Source organism: Pseudomonas sp. GW822-FHT04H02 (assembly GCF_058800645.1).
Genome location: NZ_JBXAMM010000005.1, coordinates 471,705 through 492,826 on the forward strand (window position 1 = coordinate 471,705; position 21,122 = coordinate 492,826).

General features: G+C 64.7%; 23 protein-coding genes. 11 read left to right on the forward strand and 12 right to left on the reverse strand.

Annotated elements, in window-relative coordinates; genetic code table 11:
* Positions 1 to 177 precede the first annotated feature (177 nt).
* The 3 genes from AC1RMG_RS24110 to AC1RMG_RS24120 all read right to left on the reverse strand — a co-directional run bounded on the left by AC1RMG_RS24110 (position 178) and on the right by AC1RMG_RS24120 (position 2,235).
* A complete protein-coding gene (locus AC1RMG_RS24110; RefSeq protein WP_072443634.1) occupies positions 178 to 762 on the reverse strand; it encodes a hypothetical protein in 585 nt (194 codons plus the stop codon).
* A 157-nt stretch (positions 763 to 919) separates the two neighbouring features.
* Positions 920 to 1,594, reverse strand: coding sequence for an anti-sigma factor (locus AC1RMG_RS24115; protein WP_125062333.1), 675 nt, complete (start codon positions 1,592 to 1,594; stop codon positions 920 to 922).
* The gene (locus tag AC1RMG_RS24120; RefSeq protein WP_015637290.1) at positions 1,591 to 2,235 is read right to left on the reverse strand and encodes a sigma-70 family RNA polymerase sigma factor; all 645 of its coding nucleotides are present in this window, start codon (positions 2,233 to 2,235) and stop codon (positions 1,591 to 1,593) included. Before AC1RMG_RS24120 ends, AC1RMG_RS24115 begins: the two co-directional genes overlap by 4 nt.
* A gap of 223 nt (positions 2,236 to 2,458) precedes the next feature.
* Between AC1RMG_RS24120 and AC1RMG_RS24125 the strand changes: the two genes are divergently transcribed.
* The 4 genes from AC1RMG_RS24125 to AC1RMG_RS24140 all read left to right on the forward strand — a co-directional run bounded on the left by AC1RMG_RS24125 (position 2,459) and on the right by AC1RMG_RS24140 (position 5,452).
* Positions 2,459 to 3,025, forward strand: a complete 567-nt coding sequence (locus AC1RMG_RS24125; RefSeq protein ID WP_011063894.1) for a DUF2780 domain-containing protein — start codon at positions 2,459 to 2,461, stop codon at positions 3,023 to 3,025.
* Positions 3,026 to 3,163: 138 nt separating this feature from the next.
* Entirely contained in the window at positions 3,164 to 3,592 is a 429-nt protein-coding gene (locus tag AC1RMG_RS24130) for a DUF350 domain-containing protein (protein ID WP_123431061.1), read from the forward strand.
* Positions 3,593 to 3,602: 10 nt separating this feature from the next.
* Complete coding sequence (locus AC1RMG_RS24135; RefSeq protein ID WP_123397713.1) at positions 3,603 to 4,298, forward strand: DUF1190 domain-containing protein; 696 nt, start codon at positions 3,603 to 3,605, stop codon at positions 4,296 to 4,298.
* Positions 4,295 to 5,452 carry a glutathionylspermidine synthase family protein gene (locus AC1RMG_RS24140; RefSeq protein WP_015637287.1) on the forward strand — a complete coding sequence of 386 codons (1,158 nt, stop codon included), beginning with the start codon at positions 4,295 to 4,297 and terminating at the stop codon, positions 5,450 to 5,452. Before AC1RMG_RS24135 ends, AC1RMG_RS24140 begins: the two co-directional genes overlap by 4 nt.
* Here the strand turns inward: AC1RMG_RS24140 and yihG are convergent, their stop codons facing one another.
* Positions 5,453 to 6,340, reverse strand: coding sequence for a 1-acylglycerol-3-phosphate O-acyltransferase, YihG family (yihG, locus tag AC1RMG_RS24145; protein WP_011063890.1), 888 nt, complete (start codon positions 6,338 to 6,340; stop codon positions 5,453 to 5,455).
* Positions 6,341 to 6,577: 237 nt separating this feature from the next.
* Between yihG and rloA2 the strand changes: the two genes are divergently transcribed.
* The 5 genes from rloA2 to AC1RMG_RS24170 all read left to right on the forward strand — a co-directional run bounded on the left by rloA2 (position 6,578) and on the right by AC1RMG_RS24170 (position 10,867).
* Positions 6,578 to 7,078 (forward strand): retropepsin-like aspartic peptidase RloA2, encoded by a 501-nt coding sequence (rloA2, locus tag AC1RMG_RS24150; protein WP_011063889.1) that lies wholly within the window; start codon positions 6,578 to 6,580, stop codon positions 7,076 to 7,078.
* Between the two features lie 59 nt (positions 7,079 to 7,137).
* On the forward strand, positions 7,138 to 7,818 hold the full coding sequence (gene creB, locus AC1RMG_RS24155) for a two-component system response regulator CreB (protein ID WP_011063888.1): 681 nt from the start codon (positions 7,138 to 7,140) through the stop codon (positions 7,816 to 7,818).
* The gene (gene creC / locus AC1RMG_RS24160) at positions 7,818 to 9,236 is read left to right on the forward strand and encodes a two-component system sensor histidine kinase CreC (RefSeq protein ID WP_072451764.1); all 1,419 of its coding nucleotides are present in this window, start codon (positions 7,818 to 7,820) and stop codon (positions 9,234 to 9,236) included. The genes creB and creC overlap by 1 nt, the downstream gene beginning before the upstream one ends.
* Positions 9,237 to 9,327: 91 nt before the next feature.
* On the forward strand, positions 9,328 to 10,704 hold the full coding sequence (gene creD / locus AC1RMG_RS24165; protein WP_041120144.1) for a cell envelope integrity protein CreD: 1,377 nt from the start codon (positions 9,328 to 9,330) through the stop codon (positions 10,702 to 10,704).
* Positions 10,697 to 10,867 (forward strand): hypothetical protein, encoded by a 171-nt coding sequence (locus AC1RMG_RS24170; protein ID WP_158267418.1) that lies wholly within the window; start codon positions 10,697 to 10,699, stop codon positions 10,865 to 10,867. The genes creD and AC1RMG_RS24170 overlap by 8 nt, the downstream gene beginning before the upstream one ends.
* Here AC1RMG_RS24170 and AC1RMG_RS24175 read toward each other — a convergent pair.
* Positions 10,864 to 11,493: a glutathione S-transferase gene (locus tag AC1RMG_RS24175; protein WP_011063885.1), complete on the reverse strand. Its 630-nt coding sequence runs from the start codon at positions 11,491 to 11,493 to the stop codon at positions 10,864 to 10,866. The genes AC1RMG_RS24170 and AC1RMG_RS24175 overlap by 4 nt on opposite strands.
* A gap of 100 nt (positions 11,494 to 11,593) precedes the next feature.
* Here AC1RMG_RS24175 and AC1RMG_RS24180 point away from each other — a divergent pair, with 100 nt between their 5' ends.
* Positions 11,594 to 12,046, forward strand: a complete 453-nt coding sequence (locus AC1RMG_RS24180) for a hypothetical protein (RefSeq protein WP_493170414.1) — start codon at positions 11,594 to 11,596, stop codon at positions 12,044 to 12,046.
* Here AC1RMG_RS24180 and AC1RMG_RS24185 read toward each other — a convergent pair.
* The 7 genes from AC1RMG_RS24185 to AC1RMG_RS24215 all read right to left on the reverse strand — a co-directional run bounded on the left by AC1RMG_RS24185 (position 11,993) and on the right by AC1RMG_RS24215 (position 20,400).
* The gene (locus AC1RMG_RS24185) at positions 11,993 to 12,181 is read right to left on the reverse strand and encodes a hypothetical protein (RefSeq protein ID WP_011063883.1); all 189 of its coding nucleotides are present in this window, start codon (positions 12,179 to 12,181) and stop codon (positions 11,993 to 11,995) included. The genes AC1RMG_RS24180 and AC1RMG_RS24185 overlap by 54 nt on opposite strands.
* Positions 12,178 to 13,299, reverse strand: coding sequence for a PepSY-associated TM helix domain-containing protein (locus AC1RMG_RS24190; RefSeq protein ID WP_053154262.1), 1,122 nt, complete (start codon positions 13,297 to 13,299; stop codon positions 12,178 to 12,180). The genes AC1RMG_RS24185 and AC1RMG_RS24190 overlap by 4 nt, the downstream gene beginning before the upstream one ends.
* A gap of 61 nt (positions 13,300 to 13,360) precedes the next feature.
* Positions 13,361 to 15,820 (reverse strand): TonB-dependent siderophore receptor, encoded by a 2,460-nt coding sequence (locus tag AC1RMG_RS24195; RefSeq protein ID WP_077934888.1) that lies wholly within the window; start codon positions 15,818 to 15,820, stop codon positions 13,361 to 13,363.
* A 180-nt stretch (positions 15,821 to 16,000) separates the two neighbouring features.
* Complete coding sequence (locus AC1RMG_RS24200) at positions 16,001 to 16,978, reverse strand: FecR domain-containing protein (RefSeq protein WP_493170416.1); 978 nt, start codon at positions 16,976 to 16,978, stop codon at positions 16,001 to 16,003.
* Complete coding sequence (locus AC1RMG_RS24205) at positions 16,975 to 17,493, reverse strand: RNA polymerase sigma factor (protein ID WP_011063879.1); 519 nt, start codon at positions 17,491 to 17,493, stop codon at positions 16,975 to 16,977. Before AC1RMG_RS24205 ends, AC1RMG_RS24200 begins: the two co-directional genes overlap by 4 nt.
* 268 nt (positions 17,494 to 17,761) lie before the next feature.
* A complete protein-coding gene (locus AC1RMG_RS24210; RefSeq protein ID WP_065365120.1) occupies positions 17,762 to 18,469 on the reverse strand; it encodes a 3'-5' exonuclease in 708 nt (235 codons plus the stop codon).
* Positions 18,466 to 20,400 (reverse strand): putative nucleotidyltransferase substrate binding domain-containing protein, encoded by a 1,935-nt coding sequence (locus AC1RMG_RS24215; RefSeq protein ID WP_015637279.1) that lies wholly within the window; start codon positions 20,398 to 20,400, stop codon positions 18,466 to 18,468. The genes AC1RMG_RS24210 and AC1RMG_RS24215 overlap by 4 nt, the downstream gene beginning before the upstream one ends.
* A 258-nt stretch (positions 20,401 to 20,658) precedes the next feature.
* Here AC1RMG_RS24215 and AC1RMG_RS24220 point away from each other — a divergent pair, with 258 nt between their 5' ends.
* Positions 20,659 to 21,105, forward strand: coding sequence for a response regulator (locus AC1RMG_RS24220; RefSeq protein WP_015637278.1), 447 nt, complete (start codon positions 20,659 to 20,661; stop codon positions 21,103 to 21,105).
* The last annotated feature ends 17 nt before the right edge of the window (positions 21,106 to 21,122 follow it).

Below are 21,122 nucleotides of genomic sequence, written 5' to 3' on the forward strand. Positions count from 1 at the left end.
AAAGGGCGACCCACGGGTCGCCCTTTTGCGTTGTGGCATAAGCCCGAGACCGCCGCGAGCACTTCGTACCCCGTGGCTAAAAACACCCCCCTGTAGCCGCTGTCGAGCTTGCGAGGCTGCGCAAAGGTCCGCAGGACCTTGCGTGGCGATCCTGCGTCGGGCGCTGCCGATATCGAGTCAGAAACCCTTGCCCGGGTAGTCGACCCAGTGTTCTCCACTGAGGATGTACTGCGCGGCGGCCTCGCTAAACACACCTGGCGCATCCCGCTGGAAACGCGATCGCCACTGGGGTAGCCACCAGTAGTTGAGCGCCGTGCCTCTTGGGAAAAGCACCATGCTCAGGACGGATTGGTCGATGAGCCCGCGCTGATACAACTGGTGAATGCGGTCCATGAAATCCAGGTAGTAGCCGATGGGCAGCGAGAGCATCAGCACGGCGGTATGGAATTTTTCCGTGGGCGCTCGTTGCGGGTTTTCCAGCAGGCCCAGGGCTTCGCAGTAATGGGCCTGGGGCTGGCGAGCCAGGGTCTGGGCCGCCGGGACTTCGAGAATGATCAGTGAGTGGATCTCCTCTTGCCAGTCGGCGCCGTGGGTCTCCTGGAAGTACTGGCTGATGACCTCGGTCAGGGGGCCGGTGGCATGGGCTGCGTCCGAGCAACGGTTGCCGTCGATGGGGCGGCCGATGATCCAGATGACGAGGGGGATGGCCAGGACCAGGGCGATGCAGCTGTAGAGGGCCGTTCTGATTGGAGATCGTTTCACTGCAAGTGCCGAAAGGTGCGGGGGGCTTGCGCGGCAACCCGGGGCTGGCGCAGACCCTGCTGGTGAGTGGGCAGGGCAGTTTAGCGTTGGCGGCTTCGCTGGCAAGCCAGCTCCTACACAAGCCTTGCAGGAGCCGGCTTGCCGGCGAAGATTCCCGTCAGAGCGCCGCCAATTGCCCCTGGTACAGCACCGGCCCGGTGGGTTGCCCGGTAGGCGAGCCGCCGTGGGGTTCCAGGCTCACCGCCAGGGCGATCGGGGTACCCAGCAGGTCGCGCTGGGCCTGGGTCAGGTTGATCCGGCCCTTGCCGCCCACCGGTACCACGCCCAGGGAAATAGGCTTGCCATCGGCAGGAATCGCCCAGAGTTCCAGGCTGCGGTCCAGGCCGATGGCGGCCAGGGCCAGGGGTTCCACCTGCAGGTACTGGGCGTGGGCCTTGATCTGCAAGGCCGGTTGCTGGTCGGCGCTGAGCAGGGTGGCGCTGTAGCGTACCTGGTCGTCCTGCCGGATAAAGCCGATGTACAGGGTGGCCAGCACGGCGCAGGCGGCGATCGCCAGGCGCAGGCGCATCCACAGCGGGTTTTTCTGCGGCATGTGCAGGACCTGGGGCTGGATACGCGCCTGGATGCCTTGCCACACATGCTCCGGCACTTCCTGCTCGGGCAGGCCTGCGGTCAGGCTGGCGAGGCTCTCCTGCCACTGCGCCAGTTCCTCGCGCAGGGCCGGGTCGTCCAGCAGGAGCATGTCGAAGCGCCGGCGCGCGGCGCCCTGCATCAGGCCGATGGCGTAGTCGGCGGCGAGGGCGCGGCGCCGTTCGGGGGTTCGATAATTCATGATTCAAGGCACCTGCGCAGGCGTTCCATGCCGCGGCGGATCCAGGACTTGACCGAGCCCAGGGGCGCGGCCAGTTGCTCGGCCAGTTCGGAGCAGGACAGGCCCTGGAAGTAGGCCACGGTGATGGATTGGCGTTGCATACCCTCCAGGCTTTCCAGGCAGCGGTTCAGGGCCCGGGCCTGGCGGGCGCTGTCCAGTTGTTCGTGGGCCGAGGGGGCGTCGTCCATCAATTGCTGTTGCTCCCCCTCGCCCAGGGGCCGCTCGCGGTGCTTGCGCAGTTGGTCGATGGCCTGGTTGCGGGTGATGTTGATCATCCAGGTCAGGGGGGCGGACAGGTGCGGCTGGTAGCGCACGGCGTTGTTCCAGATGCGCACGAAGCTTTCCTGCAGCACCTCCTCGGCCAGGTCGCGGCGGCCCATGAAGCGCAGGGCCACCCCATTCAGGCACGGGGCAACGCTGCGGTACAGGGTTTCGAAGGCGCGGCGATCGCCCAGTGAGCACTGGGCCAGCAAGTGCCGCAGTTGATCGGGGTCGAGAGCGGAAATGGCGGTTCTCCAGGCAGGTGGCAAATGAATGGACCACGGCTGGCAACGGTCGATCCAGCCAGAGGGTAGTCCAGGGTGGGCGGTTGTTCCATTCACGGGTTGCGACCTCCTGCTACGGCCGGTGCCGATGTGCCTGCGCCGGTCGTCGTTGCTGCATATACGCAGAGCGGCGAGCCGTGGATGCGTGATTCTCGACTAAAATCCACAGGGTGCGGGCGCCGCTGCGCCACTTTCGGAACATTCGCCCGATGCTTCAGTCAAAAGGCTGTTTTCCAGCCATCCGAACACGGGTGGTTTCCTGCCCCATGAGGTTGTTTCGATGAATATTCCACGCGGTTTCGCCTTGGCTACCCTGATGACCCTGGCAGCCGGTTCGGCCCTGGCCGGCGGTTTCAGCCTGAACGACGCGGCCAATGCCATTTCCGGCATGCAGGGCGGCGACAAGGCTGCCGCCGCGGCCCCCACTTCCCAGACCGCCGGCCTGCTCGGAGCCCTGGGTTCGCAACTGAATGTCACTCCCCAGCAAGCCATCGGCGGTACGGGCGCCATGCTTGGCCTGGCGAAGAACCAGTTGAGCAGCACCGACTATTCCCAGTTGAGCAAAAGTGTCCCGGGCCTGGACAAGCTCTCGGGCAGCAACGCCCTGGGCAGCCTGGGTGCCCTGAGCGGCCTGCTGGGCCAGTCGTCCGGGCAGACCAAGGGCCTGGACAGCGCCCTGGGCGACGTCAAGGACACCAATGACCTGAACAACGCCTTCGGCGCCCTGGGCATGGACAGCGGCATGATCGGCCAGTTTGCGCCGGTGATCCTGCAGTACCTGGGCCAGCAGGGCGTTGGCGGCTCCCTGCTGCAAAGCCTGAGCGGCATATGGGGCGTGGCCAAGTAGCGCGCTCCGGCCCCGGCGCCTGGCGCGCCGGGGCCCTCCCAGTTTCCTGCAATCCTGGTCTTTACCTTTCCCGGAGTTTTCGCCGAATCGGGCCTGTGCTATATCTCGCGCCCCGTTTTCCAAGGAAGCTTGAACGCGATGTTCATGGATGCACTGAAGATGTCTCTGCCCGCCGATGCGGTGCTCGGTTTCATGCTCTACATGCTGGGCGCGGCCCTGGTCTTTGCCCTCTATGCGTTCATCTATACGCGCCTGACCCCCTATAACGAATTCGCCCTGATCCGCGAGGGCAACAGCGCGGCTTCCATCGCCCTGTCCGGTGCCTTGCTGGGTTTTGCCATTCCGGTGGCCAGCGCTATTTCCCATTCAATCTCGATCATCGACTTCCTGCTCTGGGCCGGCATCGCCGCGGTGGTGCAGCTGCTGGCGTTCTTTGTGGTCAGCCTGACCCTCAAGGGCCTGTCCCAGCGCATTGCCAGCCAGGAGTACGCGGCGGCCATCCTGGTGGCATCGGTTTCTGTCGGTGTCGGCCTGCTGAACGCGGCCTGCATGACCCCTTCGGTCTGAGGGCGCGGCCATGAAACGCAGCAAGAGCGTGCGCCTGGTGTTGCTGGGCAGCGTGCCGTTTGCCCTGGCCGCCTGTGACGGCCAGTCCCAGGCGACCCGGGAAGTGCGCCAGACCCAGAATTTCAGCAGCGTCAGCGAATGCGAACGGGCACAGATTCCGTCCGCCATTTGCCAGGCCGCCCGCGATGACGCCCGCGAGCGTGGGGAGCGTGTGGCCCCGCGTTACCTGGACCTGCAACGTTGCGAGGAGGATTTCGTCACCGCCAACTGCATGGTCTCGCGCGATAACCGAGCCTATGTACCGATTTCCAGCGGTTTTGCCCTGACCTCCCAGCGCACGGTGCCGGACAAGCCCGAAGAAGAACAACAGACCAGCTCCAGTGGTGGTGGTGGTGGTGGTGGTGGTGGCTCCAGCTCGGGCTCGCGCTTCTGGCGCTGGATCGGCCTGGATTCGACCCCTGAACCGCGCTATTTCAGCGAGGCCCTGTACAAGCAGCGCGATGGTCGTGGCGGTACCCAGCTGAGCACCCTCAGCCAGCAGGTGGAGGCCGGCAAGACCTTCTCCGGCGCCAGTGGCGGGCGCTTCGGGATATCCAGCCCGGAACACTTCACCAGCGCCGGCAACCCGCTGGCCGGCGCCCATGAAGTGGTCAGCCGCAGCGGCTTCGGTTCCTCCAGCCGCAGCAGTTGGAGCTTCGGTTCTTGAAGCGCATCCCCAGCACCCCGCGTGCGGACTGGCAAGCCACGGCGGAGCAACTGGGTTTTGCCTTCCACACCTTCGACGGTGAGCCTTACTGGGACGAGTCGGCCTACTACCGCTTCAGCCTGCGGCAGATCGAGGACGACCTGGAAGACCCGACCCAGGAACTGCACGAGCTGTGCATGGCCCTGGTGGCCGAGGTGGTGGACAGCGAGGAACTGCTGGAGCGCCTGGCTATCCCTGCGGCCTTTCATGAGTTGATCCGCCAGTCATGGAAGCAGGGCGACCCCCACCTCTATGGGCGCATGGACCTGTGCTACGACGGCACCGGCCCGGCCAAGCTCCTGGAAACCAACTACGACACGCCGACCTCGCTGTACGAGGCGAGCTTCTTCCAGTACGTCTGGCTCGAACAGCAGATGCAGCGCGGGCAATTGCCGGCCGGCTGCGACCAGTTCAACAGCATCGAGGACAAGCTGCTCCAGGCCTTCGTCCAGGGCGGCTTCAAGTCGCCGATGCACTTTGCCTCGGTCAGGGATTCGCTCGAAGACCGCGGCACGGTCGAATACCTGCGCGACATTGCCCGTCAGGCCGGCCTGGGGACGCGGTTGCTCGACATCGAGGACATCGGTCTGAATGCCGGCGGGCGTTTCGTCGACCTGCTGGGCACCCCCATCGACAGCCTGTTCAAGCTCTACCCCTGGGAGCACCTGTTCAACGAAGCCTTTGGCCCGGCCATTGCCGGCAGCCGCACGCAGTTTGTCGAGCCGCCGTGGAAAGCCATTCTCTCCAACAAGGGCGCGCTGGCCCTGCTCTGGGAACGGCATGCGGGGCACCCGAACCTGCTGCCGGCGTTTATCGACGACGACCCCGCCGCCAGCCTGGGCCCGGGGTGGGTGCGCAAGCCGTTCTTTTCCCGAGAGGGCGCCAATGTGGAAATCTGCACCGAAGGCGGCGAGCATTTGATCGAGGCCGGGCCCTACGGCGGCGGGCCCTGCATCCGCCAGCAGTTCCACCCCTTGCCGGTGTTTGCTGGCAACCACACGGTGATCGGCAGTTGGGTGATCGGGGACCAGCCGGCGGGTATCGGCATTCGTGAGGACAACTCGCCGATCACCAAGGACAGCAGCCGCTTCCTGCCCCACGTGATCAGCGATTGATCAGCGGCTTTCGCCCAGCAACTCGCTGATGCGCTGGTCCTTGTCGGTCCACAGCCGGTTGACCCAGTCCTGCACCTGCTGGCGGAACGCCGGGTCGTTTTCGTAATCGCCCTGCCACAGCGCGGGGTCCAGTTCGCGGGTGCGGATGTCGATGATCACCTTGGGCACGCTGCCGCAGATCAGGTCCCAGAAACCGGGAATGCGTTCCTGGGGATAGACCACGGTGACATCCAGCATGGCGTCCAGCTGTTCGCCCATGGCCGCGAGGACAAAGGCCACGCCGCCAGCCTTGGGCTTGAGCAGGTGCTGGAAGGGCGAGCCCTGCTGCTGGCGCTTGGCCGGGGTGAAGCGGGTGCCCTCCAGGTAGTTGACCACGGTCACCGGCTGGCGCTTGAACAGCTCGCAGGCAGCCTTGGTGATTTCCAGGTCCTTGCCTTGCAGTTCCGGGTGCTTGGCCAGGAAGGCCTTGCTGTAGCGCTTCATGAAGGGGTAGTCCAGGGCCCACCAGGCCAGCCCCAGGAACGGCACCCAGATCAGTTCCTTCTTGAGGAAGAACTTGAAGAACGGCGTGCGCCGGTTGAGGGTCTGGATCAGGGCCGGGATGTCGACCCAGGATTGGTGGTTGCTCACCACCAGGTAGGAGGTGTCGACCCGCAGGCCCTCGCCGCCGCGTATGTCCCAGCGGGTGGGGATGCACAGGGCGAAGATCAGCTTGTCGATCTCGGCCCAGGTCTCGGCGATCCACATCACCGCGGCCGAGGCGTAGTCGCGCAGGCGCCCGGGCAGGACCAGCTTGAGCAGGGCGAACACCATCAACGGGCCGAACAGCACCAGGGTGTTGAGCAGCAGGAGCAGGGTGACGAAACAGCCGGTGAGCAGGCGGCGCATAAGGCACTCTTTGCAATCTTTTGGGCGCGCCATGATAAGCAGCTTCGGCGGGCAGGCCAAATTCTAGTGTGCTGACGAATGTTTCACCTGGGGGCGGGTAGGGTGGGTGGCAATTGGCTGGGGTGTCTATCGGGGCCCTTTCGCCGGCAAGCCGGCTCCTACGGGGCTCGGGTAGAACCAATTCGTTGGCGGCGGTCTAAAATCCCGCTGCCCACTTTCTTCAAGGAATCCACCGTCGTGAAATCTGTCCTTGCTCTTGTGTCTCTGTTGGCGCTGCCGGTGATGGCTGCCGAGCCGACCCTGTATGGCCGTTACGAATACATCCGCCTGCCGGAAATCGGCGAAACCCTGCAAGCCAAGATGGACACCGGGGCCCTGACCGCTTCGCTGTCGGCCAAGGATATCCAGACCTTCACCCGCGATGGCGAGGACTGGGTGCGCTTCCGCCTGGCCACCAAGGACGCTGGCAGCAAGGTCTACGAACACAAGGTGGCGCGCATCAGCAAGATCAAGAGCCGTTCCGACGAGGACGATGACCGGGAAGAGCCGCAGGCGGCCAAGCGCCCGGTGGTGGAACTGGAAATGTGCCTGGGCAACGTCAAGCGCACGGTGGAGGTCAACCTCACCGACCGCAGCAGCTTCAACTACCCGCTGCTGATTGGCGCCAAGGCCCTGCGCGAATTCGGTGCGGCGGTGAACCCGGCGCGGCGTTATACCGCCGATAAACCCGACTGCTGATTGACGACTTACCAGGCATCCGGCACCGTTCGCCCACTGAATTTGCGTGCTTGGATGCCATGCCCCATATCCTGATTGTCGAAGACGAAGCGGCGATTGCCGACACCCTGATCTTTGCCCTGCAAGGCGAAGGCTTCACTACCACCTGGCTGAGCCTGGGCCGTGCGGCCCTGGAGCATCAACAGGCGAGCCCGGCGGACCTGATCATCCTCGACATCGGCCTGCCGGATATCAGCGGCTTTGAAACCTGCAAGCAACTGCGGCGCTTCAGCGAGGTGCCGGTGATGTTCCTCAGTGCCCGGGACGGCGAGATCGACCGGGTGGTGGGCCTGGAAATCGGTGCCGACGATTATGTGGTCAAGCCCTTCAGCCCGCGGGAAGTGGCGGCGCGGGTCAAGGCGATCCTCAAGCGCATGGTCCCGCGGGTGGCTCCCGAGGCGGTCGCGGCGTTGTTCGTGATTGACCCTGAGCGGGTGCAGATCAGTTACCGTGGCCAGCCCCTGAGCCTGACCCGGCATGAGTTCCGCCTGCTGCAATGCCTGCTGGAACAGCCCGAGCGAGTGTTCAGCCGCGAGCAGTTGCTGGACGCCCTGGGGGTAATGGCGGATGTGGGCTATGAGCGCAACATCGACAGCCATATCAAGAGCCTGCGGGCCAAGCTGCGCCTGGTGGCGGCCCAGGCCGAACCGATCCAGACCCATCGCGGCCTGGGCTACAGCTACAGCCCGAGCCACGCCTGATGACCTTGGGGCTGCGGATCTTCCTGGTCTATTTGCTGTTCATCAGCCTGACCGGCTATTTCGTGCTGAGCACGGTGATGAAGGAGATTCGTCCCGGGGTCCGCCAGTCCACCGAGGAAACCCTGGTGGACACCGCCAACCTGCTGGCGGAGATCCTGCGGGATGACTTCAAGGCCGGCACCCTCAGCGAGAACCGCTGGCCGCAGCTGTTGCGTGCCTATGGCGAGCGGCAACCGGCGGCGACCATCTGGGGCCTGCCGAAGAATCAGGTCAACCACCGCATCTACGTGACCGACGCCAAGGGCATCGTGGTCCTGGATTCCAGCGGCCTGGCGGTGGGCCAGGACTATTCGCGCTGGAACGACGTGTACCTGACCCTGCGCGGCCAGTACGGCGCGCGCTCGTCGCGCTCGCTGGCCGACGATCCCAATTCCTCGGTGATGCACGTGGGTGCGCCGATCCGCGACAACGGCCAGATCATCGGCGTGGTCACCGTGGCCAAGCCCAACAGTTCCCTGCAGCCCTATGTCGACCGCACCGAGCGGCGCCTGCTGTGGTACGGCGCCGGGCTGATCGCCATGGGCCTGCTGTTCGGTGCCTTGCTGTCCTGGTGGCTGAGCGCCGCGCTGCGGCGCATGACCGCCTATGCCCTGGCGGTCAGCGAAGGGCGCCGGGCCGAGTTGCCGCACTATCGCGGCGGTGAAATGGAACAGTTGGCCACGGCGGTGGAACACATGCGCACCCAGCTCGAAGGCAAGGCCTACGTCGAGCGCTACGTGCATACCCTGACCCACGAACTGAAAAGCCCCCTGGCGGCGATTCGCGGGGCGGCGGAGCTGCTGCAGGGCGAAATGCCCCTGGAACAGCGCCAGCGTTTCGTCGGCAATATCGACAGCGAAAGCGCGCGCATGCAGCAGTTGATCGAGCGCCTGCTGAACCTGGCGCAGGTGGAGCAGCGCCAGGGCCTGGAAGAGCGGGTGAATGTGCCCCTGGCGCCGTTGTGCAAGGAGCTGCTGAACAGCCAGCACGGGCGTATCGAAGGCAAGCAACTGCAGGTGGAACTTCGGGTGTCGGCGGACCTGGCCTGGTCCGGCGAGCCGTTCCTGCTGCGCCAGGCCCTGGGCAACCTGCTGACCAATGCCCTGGACTTCAGCCCCGTGGGCGGCCTGTTGCGTTGCAGCGCGCAACCTGTGGAGGAGGGCGTGGAGCTGGTGCTGTTCAACCAGGGCGAGCCGATTCCGGACTATGCCCTGCCACGCCTGTGCGAGCGGTTCTATTCCCTGCCGCGCCCGGACAGCGGACGCAAGAGCACCGGCCTGGGGCTGAACTTCGTCGAGGAAGTGGTGCAGTTGCATGGCGGCCAGATGCGTATCGACAACGTTCCGGGCGGGGTGCAGGTGACCTTGCGCCTGCCCTGAGCGGGGATTCTCCACAGACTCTCCACATTGCTTCCATAAAACCCCCATAGCCGCGTTCCAGACTCTCTCCCATTCGAACCGGGAGAACCTCATGAACCGCAACCTGACCTTCAAACTCGGGGCCATTGGCCTGTTGATCCTGCTGTTGCTGATACCGCTGCTGATGATCAGCGGCCTGATCAGCGAGCGCCAGAGCCTGCGCGACGGCGTGCTCGACGATATTGCCCGCAGTTCCAGCACCCAGCAGCAGATCCGCGGCCCGGTGATGGTGGTGGATTACCGCAAGACCGTGCGCACCTGGAAGACCGACGAAAAGACCAAGAAGCGCTATCAGGAAATCGGCGAGGAGCAAGGGCGCATGTTCTTCCTGCCGGAACACTTCGAGCTGGACGGCAAGGCCCAGACCGAGCTGCGTGCCCGGGGCATCTACGAGGCTCGGCTGTTCCACGCCGACAACCACATCAGCGGCCATTTCGCCGTGCCCGAGCAATACGGGATCAAGGAAGATTTTGCCGACTACCAGTTCGACCAGCCCTTCCTGGCGGTGGGCATCAGCGATATCCGCGGCATCGAGAACGCCCTGCAACTGCAACTCAACGGCCAGACCCTGGACTTCGCCCCGGGCACCTTCGTCAGCTGGCTGGATGAAGGCGTGCATGTGCTGCTGCCGCCCCTGGACCTGAAAAAGAACACCCGCCTGGATTTCGCCTTCGACCTGCGCCTGCAGGGTACCGGCCAGTTGCAGGTGCTGCCGGTGGGCAAGACCAGCAAGGTCCTGCTGACGGCCAACTGGCCGCACCCGAGCTTTATCGGCAACTACCTGCCGGTGCAGCGTGAAGTGACCGAGCAGGGCTTTTCAGCCATCTGGCAGACCTCGTTCTTCTCCACCAACCTGGAACAGGCCATGGAGCGTTGCGCATTCGGCACGCAATGCCAGGACTTCAACGGCCGCAGCTTCGGCGTGAGTTTCATCGACCCGGTGGACCAGTACCTGAAGAGCGACCGGGCCATCAAGTACGCCTTGCTGTTCATCGGCCTGACCTTCGCCGGCTTCTTTCTCTTCGAGGTACTCAAGAGTCTGTCGGTGCACCCGATCCAGTACGGGTTGGTGGGCGTGGCCCTGGCGTTCTTCTACCTGTTGCTGCTGTCGCTATCGGAGCACCTGGGCTTTGCGCTGGCCTATGGCGTGTCGGCGGCAGCCTGTGTGGGGCTGATCGGCTTCTATGTCAGCCATGTGCTGCACAGCTGGCGTAACGGCGCGCTGTTCGCGATCGCGCTGGCGGCTTTGTACGGCCTGCTCTATGGCCTGCTCAGCGCCGAGGATTACGCGCTGCTGATGGGCTCGCTGCTGCTGTTCGGGCTGTTGGGCGTGTTCATGGTGCTGACCCGCAAGCTGGACTGGTATGGCATTGGCCAGCGCAAGGCAGCGCAGCCTTTGCAGTTCGATCTGGAGGCCGTCCATGAGTAGGTCATTGGGTTTGCGTGAGGATCAGCGCCAGCGGGAGCATCTGGCGCAGCGCATCGGTCAGTTGTTTCCGCTCGATGCCTGGTGGCTGGTACGCCAGCAAGCCATGCCCCGTGCTGCAGGAGCCGGCTTGCCGGCGAAGAGGCCCGATCGCCTGACCGATTAGACCGGCGGCCGGGTCGCCAGCATCGACGGGCGCTGGCTGATCTCGAAGTACCAGGCGGCCAGCTGGGGATGGTCCTGGCGCCATTCCAGGTCGGGGTGGCGGAAATCCAGGTAGCCCAGGGCGCAGGCAACGCTGATGGCGGCAATATCGAAGTGGCTGGCCAGTTCGGCAATCGCTTCGGCTTCCAGCACCGCCAGGGCTCGGCGGATCTTGTCGCGCTGGCCGTCGAGCCACTGTTCCCAGTGTTTTTCCGGGGCACGCAGGGCCAGCTCGTAGCGCACCAGTACCGAGGCGTCCATGATCCCGTCGGCCAGGGCCGCGAGCGTCAGGCGCCGCCAGCGGGCCGAGCCGTCCCGGGGGATCAGCGGGTTGCCGACGTGCTGCTGGTCCAGGTAGTCGAGGATTACCCGGCTGTCGTACAGCACCTGGCCGTTGTCCAGGCGCAGGGCGGGGATCTTGCCCAGGGGGTTGTCCTGGTTCAGCGCGGCGTCCGGAGCTACCGGGCTCAACTGGCTGGCTTGCAGGGCGACCCGGTTCAACTGCCCGGTTTCATGCAGCAGCACCATGACTTTGCGTACGTAAGGTGATGCCGGGTTGTGGAACAGCGTCATGCTTGGGGTGGACATGAATATTCCTCGCGGGTGGAAGTCTCGCAGCCCGGGGATCTTAGCGCAGCCTGTGGCATTGGCCACAGGGGCGATTGGCGATACAGACGAGGAGTGATGAGTGCGCAGGTCCTATCTTCTACACGGGTTGTACAGCCTGGCCCTGACCCTGTTGGGCGCGCTGGCGGTGTATCTGGCCTTGCAATACGAGTTCCGCCGCAAGGGTGAAGGGGAGCCGGAGCTGGTCATAGCGTTCGCCTACATGGCCTGGTACTGGGCCCTGCCGGCACTGGCCCTGCCGGGCCTGGGCTGCGCACTGCTGGCCTGGCGCGGGCCCGACCCGGTGACCCAGCCCTGGCGCTGGAGCCTGGCGGCCAGCTATGTGCCGCTGCTGGGGCTGGCGTTGTTCAGCGTGCTGGTGGCCATCGAGGCGCTGCTGGAAAATCGCCTGTTCATCCCGGTGATGCTGATCGGCCTCGGGCTCTCGATGTACCTGTGGCGTGGTTTCCCGGCGCCAGGTTCAGGCCGCCGGCTTGCGCCGCAACAGGCCGCGCAGGGCGATCAGCGTCGGTAGGCCCAGGCCCAGCCAGCTCAGGCTGTCCCAGGCCCCGTCTCCCAGTAGCGCCGCGAACAACCCGGCGGCGCAGAGCAGGCCAATGCCCAGGGGCGCGGCGAAGACCTTCCAGAAGTTCGATTGCCGGGGTTTCATGGGCGCACCTGCGGCATCGACTTGCCGGCTCGCCGGCGGGCTAGCCACAGGTACAGGCCGCTGCCCAGGACAATGATGGTCAGCACGTCCATCGCCGCCCACAGCACCTTCATCGGCATGCCGCCGTAGTCGCCGAAATGCAGCGGCTGGGACATGCCCATGGCGTCCATGTACCAGGGCCGCCCGGCCACGGCGGTGACCTGCAGGCTACTGGCGTCGATCAGCACCGGGGTCAGCAGGTGCGAAGTCAGGTGGCTGCTGCCCTTGAGGAACACCGCGTAGTGATGCTCGCTGGAAAAGCGTGTGCCGGGGAAGGCGATGAAGTCCGGCTGCATGCCCGGGGCGGCTTCCCTGGCGATATCCAGCAGGCGGCTGGCCGGCGCCAGTGAGGTCAGTGGCGGCGCGTCGCGGTAGGGCGCGACCATGGCGCTGAGGCTGTCGTTGCGCCAGGCGGCGATGATCAGGTCGGCACAAGCGCTGATCACGCCGGTAACGCCCACCACCAGGGCCCAGGTCAGGGTTACCACGCCGATCAGGTTGTGCAGGTCGAGCCAGCGCAGGCGGCTGGACTTGTCCTGGCGCACCGTGGCGAACTTCAGGCGGCGCATGAACGGCAGGTAGAGCACCGTGCCGGAGATGATCGCCAGCACGAAGAGGATGCCCATGAAGGCCAGCAGCAGCTTGCCCGGCAGCCCGGCGAACATGTCCACATGCAGGCGCAGCATGACCATCATCAACCCGCCATTGGCCGAGGGCATGGCCACGGCCTCGCCGGTGCGGGCGTCGAGCATGAAGGTGTGGGAGGCGTTGGGCTCGGTGCCGGCGGTCCTGGCCATGATGGTCATCACGCCATTGGGTTCGTCCTCGTCCCAGCCGAAGTACTGCATGACCTCACCCGGGCGATGAGCCTCGGCGGCCTTGACCAGTTGTTGAAGGTCCAGGTGCGGGGTGTCGGCAGGCATCTCCCGCAGTTCGGGGGAATCCCCCAGCAGGTGGTCGATCTCGTGGTGGAAGATCAGCGGCAGGCCGGTGAGCGCCAGCATCAGCAGGAACACCGTGCAGATCAGGCTGGTCCAGGTGTGGATAAAGGACCAGCGGCGGATTGTCTTGCTTTTCATCGAGGCTCCAATGGCAAAAGGGCCGCGGTTCAGGCGGCCCTTCGGCGAGGGTTTTCCCTTCTTAGAATTTGTAATTCACGCTGGCCATGACGTTGCGGCGGTCGCCGTAGTAGCAGTAGGTGCCGTCGCAGGTCGACATGTATTCCTTGTCGAACACGTTGTTGGCGTTGAGGGCCACGCTGGCGCCCTTGAGCGAGCTGTCCAGGCGGCCGAGATCGTAGTGCACCGCGGCGTCATACACGGTGTAGGACGCGGTATCGCCGTCGGATTTGCGCGCGACATAGGCCAGGTTGCCTGCCGGCACGTTGTTGGTCTCGCCGATATAGCGGGCGCCGAAGCCTACGCCGAAGCCGTCCAGCAAGCCGTTGTGCCAGGTGTAGTCGGCCCAGATCGAGGCCTGGTTCTCCGGGGTCAATGGCAGTGGGCGGTTTTTGTCCTGAGGGTCGCCGACCTTGGTCATCTTGCTGTTGGCATAGGTATAGGCCGCCGTCAGCTTGAGGTTCTCATTGACGTTGCCCACCGCTTCCAGCTCGAAACCACGGACCTTGGCTTCCCCCAGGGGCCGGCTGACACCCAGGCTGTCGGTAAGGACGATGTTCTGCCGGGTCAGGTCGTACACCGCGGCAGTGAACAGCATGTCGCTGCCAGGAGGCTGGTACTTGAGGCCCAGTTCGTATTGCTTGCCGGTGCTGGGCTCGAAGGCCTGGCCCTTGGCGTTGCCGCCGGGTTCGGCCTGGAAGGATTCGGCGTAGGAGATGTAAGGGGTGAAGCCGGAATCGAAGACGTAGCTGAGGGCCGCGTTGCCGGTGAAGGCCTGGTCGTTGCGCTCATCGTGGGGCTTGTTGGCGATGTTGTAGAACCGGGATTCGGTGTGCAGCCAGTCCTGGCGCCCGCCCAGGGTCAGGCGCCAGTTGTCCAGGGCCATCTGGTCCTGGACGTAGAGGCCGGTGCCCTGGCGCTTCTGGTTGTAGTCGTTGTAGGCAAAGTAGGCGACTTTGCTGAAATCCTGACCGTAGACCGGGTTGATGATGTTGCTGGTTGGCGCTTCACCGTACAGCCACTTGTAGTTGGTGTTGACGCGCTGGTAGTCCAGGCCCAGCAACAGGGTGTGCTTGAGCTCGCCGGTGTCGAAGTCGGCCTGGAAGTTGTTGTCCACGGCGAACTGGCTGATGTCCTCGTTGACGATGTTGGCGCCACGGCGCACGGTGCCGTCGGCACTCACCGCCTGGTCGGGCTTGTTGGGCCAGTAGCTGCCACCGGCGGTAATGCCCTGGAACGACAGATCGCTCTTGGTGTAGCGCAGGTTCTGGCGGAACTGCCAGACGTCATCCAGGCGGTGCTCGAAGGCGTAACCCAGTGCGTAGTAGGTCTTGTCGTAGTATTCCCAGCTCGGATCGCCAAGGTTCTTGTGGTACTTGATCTCGCCCGCCGGGCTCGCCAGTTTGGTGCCCTGCAACGGCAGGAACTGGCTGGTGATGCCGGTATCGTCACGATTGAACTGGCTGAGGAAGGTCAGCTTGGTGTCTTCGTCAATGTTCCAGGTCAGGCTGGGGGCCAGGTTGTAACGCTTGTCCTGGTTGTGCTCGATGGCGGTGTTGCTGTCGCGGACCACGCCGCTGACGCGATACAGGAAACGCCCTTCGTCATCGATGGGGCCGGTGCTGTCGAAGCTGATCTGCTTGCGCTGGTAACTGCCGATCTGCAGTTGCACTTCGTGGCTGCTGCTGTCTTCCGGGCGGCGGCTGACCATGTCCAGCAAGCCCCCGGGTGGTGTCTGGCCGTAGACCGAGGACGCCGGGCCGCGGAGCAGGGCTACACGCTCCAGGTCCCAGGTTTCCAGCTTGGGCATGGTGTAGGTGCCCTTTGGCAGGGGCAGGCCATCGAGGAACTGGGTGGGTTCGAAGCCCCGCACCTTCAGCCACTCGGCGCGGCTGTCGCTGCCGTAGCTGCTGGCGGTGACGCCGGGCATGTAGCGCACGGCATCGTCGAGGTTCTGTACCGCACGGTCGCTCATCTGCTCACGGGTAGCGACGGAGATGGATCGAGGCACTTCACGCAGTTCGGTATCGGTCTTGGTGCCGACGGCAGTGCGCTTGGCCATGTAACCCTCGACTGGACCCCACGCCGTTTCATAGCTGCTCTGGCCGCTGATATTGGTTTGCGGCAAGGCCACCACGCCTTCCGGTGTCGCCACCAGGCTGTAGGTGCCGGCGCTGCTGTGCTCCAGTTGCAGGCCGGTGCCACGCAGGGCCTCACGCAGGGCGCCCGGCGCATCGAACTGGCCCTTGACCGGGGCCGAAGTCTTGCCCGCCGCCAGGGATGGATTCAGGCTCAGGGCCAGGCCGGCCTGGCTGGCGATCTGGTTCAGGGTGCTGGCCAGCGGTGCGGCCGGCAGGTTGTAGGCGCGCACGCTGGTGGACTGTTCGGCAGCCATCAGCGCCGGGCTGGCCAGGGGGGCGCAGAGGGCGATGGCAACGGCCAAGAGACTGGGGCGCAACAGGGTGTCTAGCGGGCGGGACATACGGCGGCTCCTGAATGGAAATGTTTCGCAATTGCCTAGGTGCCGGACGAGATTGGAAAAGTGATAGGGCGGATTGAAAATAATTTAGATTTAGACTGATTGAGGCTAATTCGCCGGCAAGCCAGCTCCTACGGGATCGGTGCAGGAGCCAGCTTGCCGGCGAAGGCTGCGACACCGACCTCAGTGCTTGGCGTCGGCCTTGGCCACCACCGTCACCCACCAGGGGGTGTGCCGTTCGATCTTCACCGGCAGGGTCGGCAGCAGGGCATTGAGCGCGAGGTCCGTGTCATGCAACGGGAAACTGCCGGTGATCCGCAGGTCGGCCAGTTCCGGTGCGACGCCCAGGTGACCACGGCGGTAACGGCCCAGCTCATCGATCAGGTCACCGAGCCGGGCGTTGTCCACCACCAGCATGCCCCGGGTCCAGGCGTCGGCCCCCAGGTTCAGGGCCTGCAGCGGGCCGAGGCCATCGCGGCGCATCAGCACTTGCTGGCCTTCCTTGAACACTTGCTCGTCCTGACCGGCTTGCGGCCGCGCCGCCACCGCCGATTGCAGCACCCCGAGGCGGGTGCCCTGGTCCTCGCGCTTGACCAGGAACCGCGTGCCCAGGGCGCGCATACGGCCGTCGCGGGTTTCGACGATGAACGGCCGGCTGTCGTTGTGCCCGGTCTCGATCAGGATCTCGCCTTCCTGAAGCACGATCCGCCGCTGCTTCTCGTCGAAGCGCACATCCAGCGCACTGTGGGTATTGAGGTTGATCACCGTGCCGTCGGCCAGGCGCAGGGTGCGCTGCTCGCCGGTGGCGGTGCGCTGGTCTGCCAGCCAGTAGTCCATCGGCAGGTAGCGTTCCCCGGCAAACAGCGCCAGGCCGCCGAACAGCACGACGCTGGCGACCCCGCGACCCAGCTTGCGTACCCGCCGGCGCAAGCCTTCGCGCGATTGCAGCAAGGCGTTGCGGGCCGGGCCGGTGGCCACGCCAAAGCGCTGGTCGAGCATGCCCAGCTGGCGCCAGGCGCGGGCGTGTTCTTCATGGGCAGCGTGCCACTTGGCAAACTCTTCGCGCTCCACGGCACTGGCGCCGCCATCCAGCGACAGCTGCCAGGCGATGGCGGCATCCAGCACCTGGGCCGACACCGGCTTGGAACTCATGGGGGTCATAGCGGCTCCCCGTACAGGGCGATGTAGCACTGGCGGATGCCCTGGGCCAGGTATTGGCGCACCCTTGGCACCGAGACCCCCAGGCGTTCGGCGATCTCGGCGTGGCTCAGGCCGTCGAGGCGGTTATAGAGGAAGGCCATGCGCGCCTTGCTGGAGAGCTTGCCCAGCAGGCGGTCGATGGCCTTGAGGTCTTCGAGGATCATCTGCTGTTCTTCGGGCGACGGTTGTTCGCCTTCGGGGATCAGCATCAGTTCGCTGAGGTAAGCCTGTTCCAGCGCGGCGCGCCGGAAATAGTCGAACAGCAGGCCCTTGGCGATGGCCACCAGAAACGCCCGCGGCTCCCGGGGCGCCTTGAGTTCGTCGCGGCCCAGCAGGCGCACGAAGGTGTCCTGGCTCAGGTCCTCGGCCCGCTGGCTGCAGGCAACGTTGCGCCGTAGCCAGGCCAACAGCCAACCACGATGGTCGCGATACAACGCACCAACCAGCTCATTGTGAGGGCTTTGGACTGACGACAACGGAACTCACCAATCGAGAAGTTTAAACTAACGAGAATTATTCGCGATTGTGGCAGAGGCGAAACAGTGGCGCAATTGACGCTGGTCGGCTGCCTTGTGGCTGAAGAGGGCGGGTGCCCAAGACAAGGAACCAGTTGTGTCGAGGGAACTGGCTCCCGTTGGCGTGCGCAGCACGCCCAAGGCGTTGTATCTGTTAGATCCAGGACTCAGGTTCTACGGCCGCGGCGCGGCCGAGCGGGAGCAAGCTCCCTCGCCACAGTGCGGCTGCTCAAAACGAAGGGGCCTGCTGCCGGCGTTTCCACTGGCCCAGGCGCTGTTGCAGGTTCAGCGGGCTGTGGATCTGCTGCTGGCGGGCGCGGTTGAACAGGATCAGCGCCAGCTCCGCGGTGGCCAGGGCATCGGCCGCCGCGTTATGCCGCTCCACCACTTGCAGGTTGAACCAGCGCACCCAGTCGTCCAGCCCGGCTTCGCGGATCTGGGCCTGGGGGCACAGCAGCGGCGCCATGTCCGCCACATCGAGGAAGCTGTGTTGCAGGCGGTAGCCCAGGCTGTCCTTCAGCGCCCGGCCGAGCATGTGCTGGTCGAACGGGGCATGAAAGGCCAGCAGCGGGCTGTCGCCGACGAACTCCATGAAATCCAGCAGGGCCTCCACCGGATCACAGCCGGCGGCGATGGCGCTGGGACCCAGGCCGTGGATCAGTACGCTGGGGCTGAGCTTGTGGCCCTCGCGTTGCAGGGTGCGCTCGAACTGCTGGCTGAAGTCGATGGCACCGTCTTCGATCACCACCGCGCCAATGGACAGCACCTGGTCGCGGTTGAGGTTGAGGCCGGTGGTTTCCACGTCCACCACTACCCAGCGCTGCTCTCGCAGGCTGCTTTCATTCAGCTCGGTGAAGGCCGGTAGCCGATCGCGACGCTGTTGCTGCTCGGCACTCAGCAGGCTGACTGCGGGGCGGAACCAGGCAAACAGGCTCATAGCTGGTACCGCAAGGCCAGGCTGCTTTGCAGGCGCTGGGCCTGGCGCAGGGATTCACGCAGGATGCGCCGGTCCAGGTGGTTCAGGCTGTCCGGGTCGACCCGGTTGGAATAGGGCTGGTTCTCCCGGGTCTGGCGCTGGTGCTGCTGCATGCGGGTCTGCTGGATGAAGTGATAGGCCTCTTCATAGGCGGCGCCGTCCAGGGGCTCGATCACTTGTTTGGACACCAGCTGGCGCAGGCGCTCCAGGGTATTGATCGCGCCGATGCCGTTGGCCAGGGCCAGCAACCGGGCACCGTCGACGAAGGGGGTGAGGCCCTGGACCTTGAGGTCCAGGGTGGCCTTTTCGCCATTTTTCCTGGCCAGCACGAACTCGCGAAAACGCCCCACGGGCGGGCGCTGGCGCAGGGCGTTTTCCGCCATCATGCGTTGGAACAGACGGTTGTCCGCCACCTGGTCGAGGATGCCCCGACGCAGTTGTTCGGCGCTCTGTTCATCGCCCCAGACCACCCGCAGGTCGAAATAGATGCTCGAACCCAGCAGGTTTTCCGGGGTGGCCTCGCGGATGAAGGCCGCGAAGCGCCTGGCCCATTCAGCACGGGACAGGCACAGCTCGGGGTTGCCGGCCATGATGTTGCCCTTGCACAGGGTGAAACCGCACATGGCCAGGCTCTGGTTGATCTGCTGGGCGATGGGTAGCAGCTTGCCGCGGATTTCTGCCGCGTGGGCCGCGTCCCGGGCCTCGAACAGGATGCCGTTGTCCTGGTCGGTGTGCAGGGTCTGTTCGCGTCGGCCTTCACTGCCAAAGCACAGCCAGCTGAAAGGCACGCCGGGGTCGCCCTTGTCGGCCAGGGTCAGCTCGATGACCCGGCACACGGTGTGATCGTTGAGCAGGGTGATGATATGGGTGATCTGGGTCGAGGAGGCGCCGTGGGCCAGCATGCGCTCCACCAACTGGCCGATCTCGCCCCGCAGCGCCACCAGGTGTTCGACCCGGGGCGCGTTGCGGATGGTCCGCGCCAGGTGCACCAGGTCGACCCGCTGCAGGGAAAACAGATCGCGCTCGGAAACCACCCCGCACAGGCGCTGTTCTTTCACCAGGCAGACGTGGGCGATGTGCCGCTCGGTCATGGCGATGGCGGCGTCGAAGGCGCTGTGGTCCGGGCTGAGGAAGAACGGCGCCTGGGTCATGTGCTGTTCGATGGGCTGGTTGAGGTCCTGGGTGCCGTCGGCCACCACCTGGCGCAGGTCGCGCAGGGTGAAGATCCCCAGCGGGGCCTTGCGTTCGTCCACCACGACGATGCTGCCGACCTGCTGCTCATGCATCAGCGCCACGGCTTCGCGCAGCGGCGTCTGCGGTGAACAGGCCACCGGATGACGCATGGCCAGCTCGCCCAGGCGGGTGTTCAGGGAATACTGGGTGCCGAGGGTTTCCACGGCTTTCTGTTTGACTTGCTGGTTGACCTGGTCCAGCAGGCTGCTGACTCCACGCAGGGCGAAGTCGCGAAACTCCGCGGACAGGGCGAACAGCTTGATGAAAGCGCCCTTGTTCAGTTGCAGGCAGAACGTATCTTCGGCGGCGCGATGCTCGGTGCGGGTCGCGCGCTCGCCCAGCAGCGCGGCCAGGGGGAAACACTCGCCGGAAGTGATTTCGAAGGTGGTCTCGGTGCTGCCCTTGGCGGCGTGTGTGCGTTCGCCCACCACGCGGCCCTGCTTGACGATATAGAAGTGCTCAACCGGGCCGTCGGCCGGCTTGATGATGCTGTCGCCGGGGCCGTAGAAGCGCAGTTGGCATTGTTCTACCAGGTAGGCCAGATGCAGCTGCTCCATCTGGTTGAACGGCGGGAACCGTTGCAGGAACTGCACGGTCCCCTGGATGTTCTGCAACACCGCGGTCTTCCCGGCCTGGGTGAAGGCGTCCGCTTTACTCATAACGATTACCGCAGTCTTTTTGGATTTGTTGTGGTCGGATCACGGCATGGTCGGCTGCAACGTCTGGGGTGCCCATTGGACGTAAGTCTAGGTAGCGCCCTAGGGGCCGGACATTTGGCTTTGAAGCGTCGGCAATCAATGCGAAAAAGCTCTGATCAAGACTCTTGGCAATTTTTCCGACGAAGTGCACATTGGAGGCCTGCTTAGCGATGTCTGACCACTGTGCTAGGGGATTGATCTGTTCATGTAGAGAAATGTATGCCCGACCACGATATTTTGAGTGACGCCGAGCGCGAGGCCCTGAGTGCGGTCATGCTGGAACCGGATCTGCCGCCCCAGCGGGTGCTGATCGCCGATGACGACAAGGATGCACGGGAGCTGCTTGCGGAGATTCTTGGCCTGGATGGCATCCGTTGCATCACGGCGGCCAGTGGCAAGGCCGCACTTGAGTTGCTTGAATCGAATAAATCCATCGGCCTGTTGATCACCGATCTGCGCATGGCGCCCTGCAATGGCCTGGACCTGATCCGCCAGGTGCGTGAATCGGAGCGGGCGGCGCTGCCGATCATCATCATTTCCGGCGACGCCGATGTCCGCGATGCCATCGCCGCCATGCACCTGAGCGTGGTGGACTTCCTGCTCAAGCCGATCGACACCACCAAGCTGCTGGCCCTGGTCAAGCACGAGCTGGGCGTGGTGCTCTAGCCGATCCCTTGCCACAC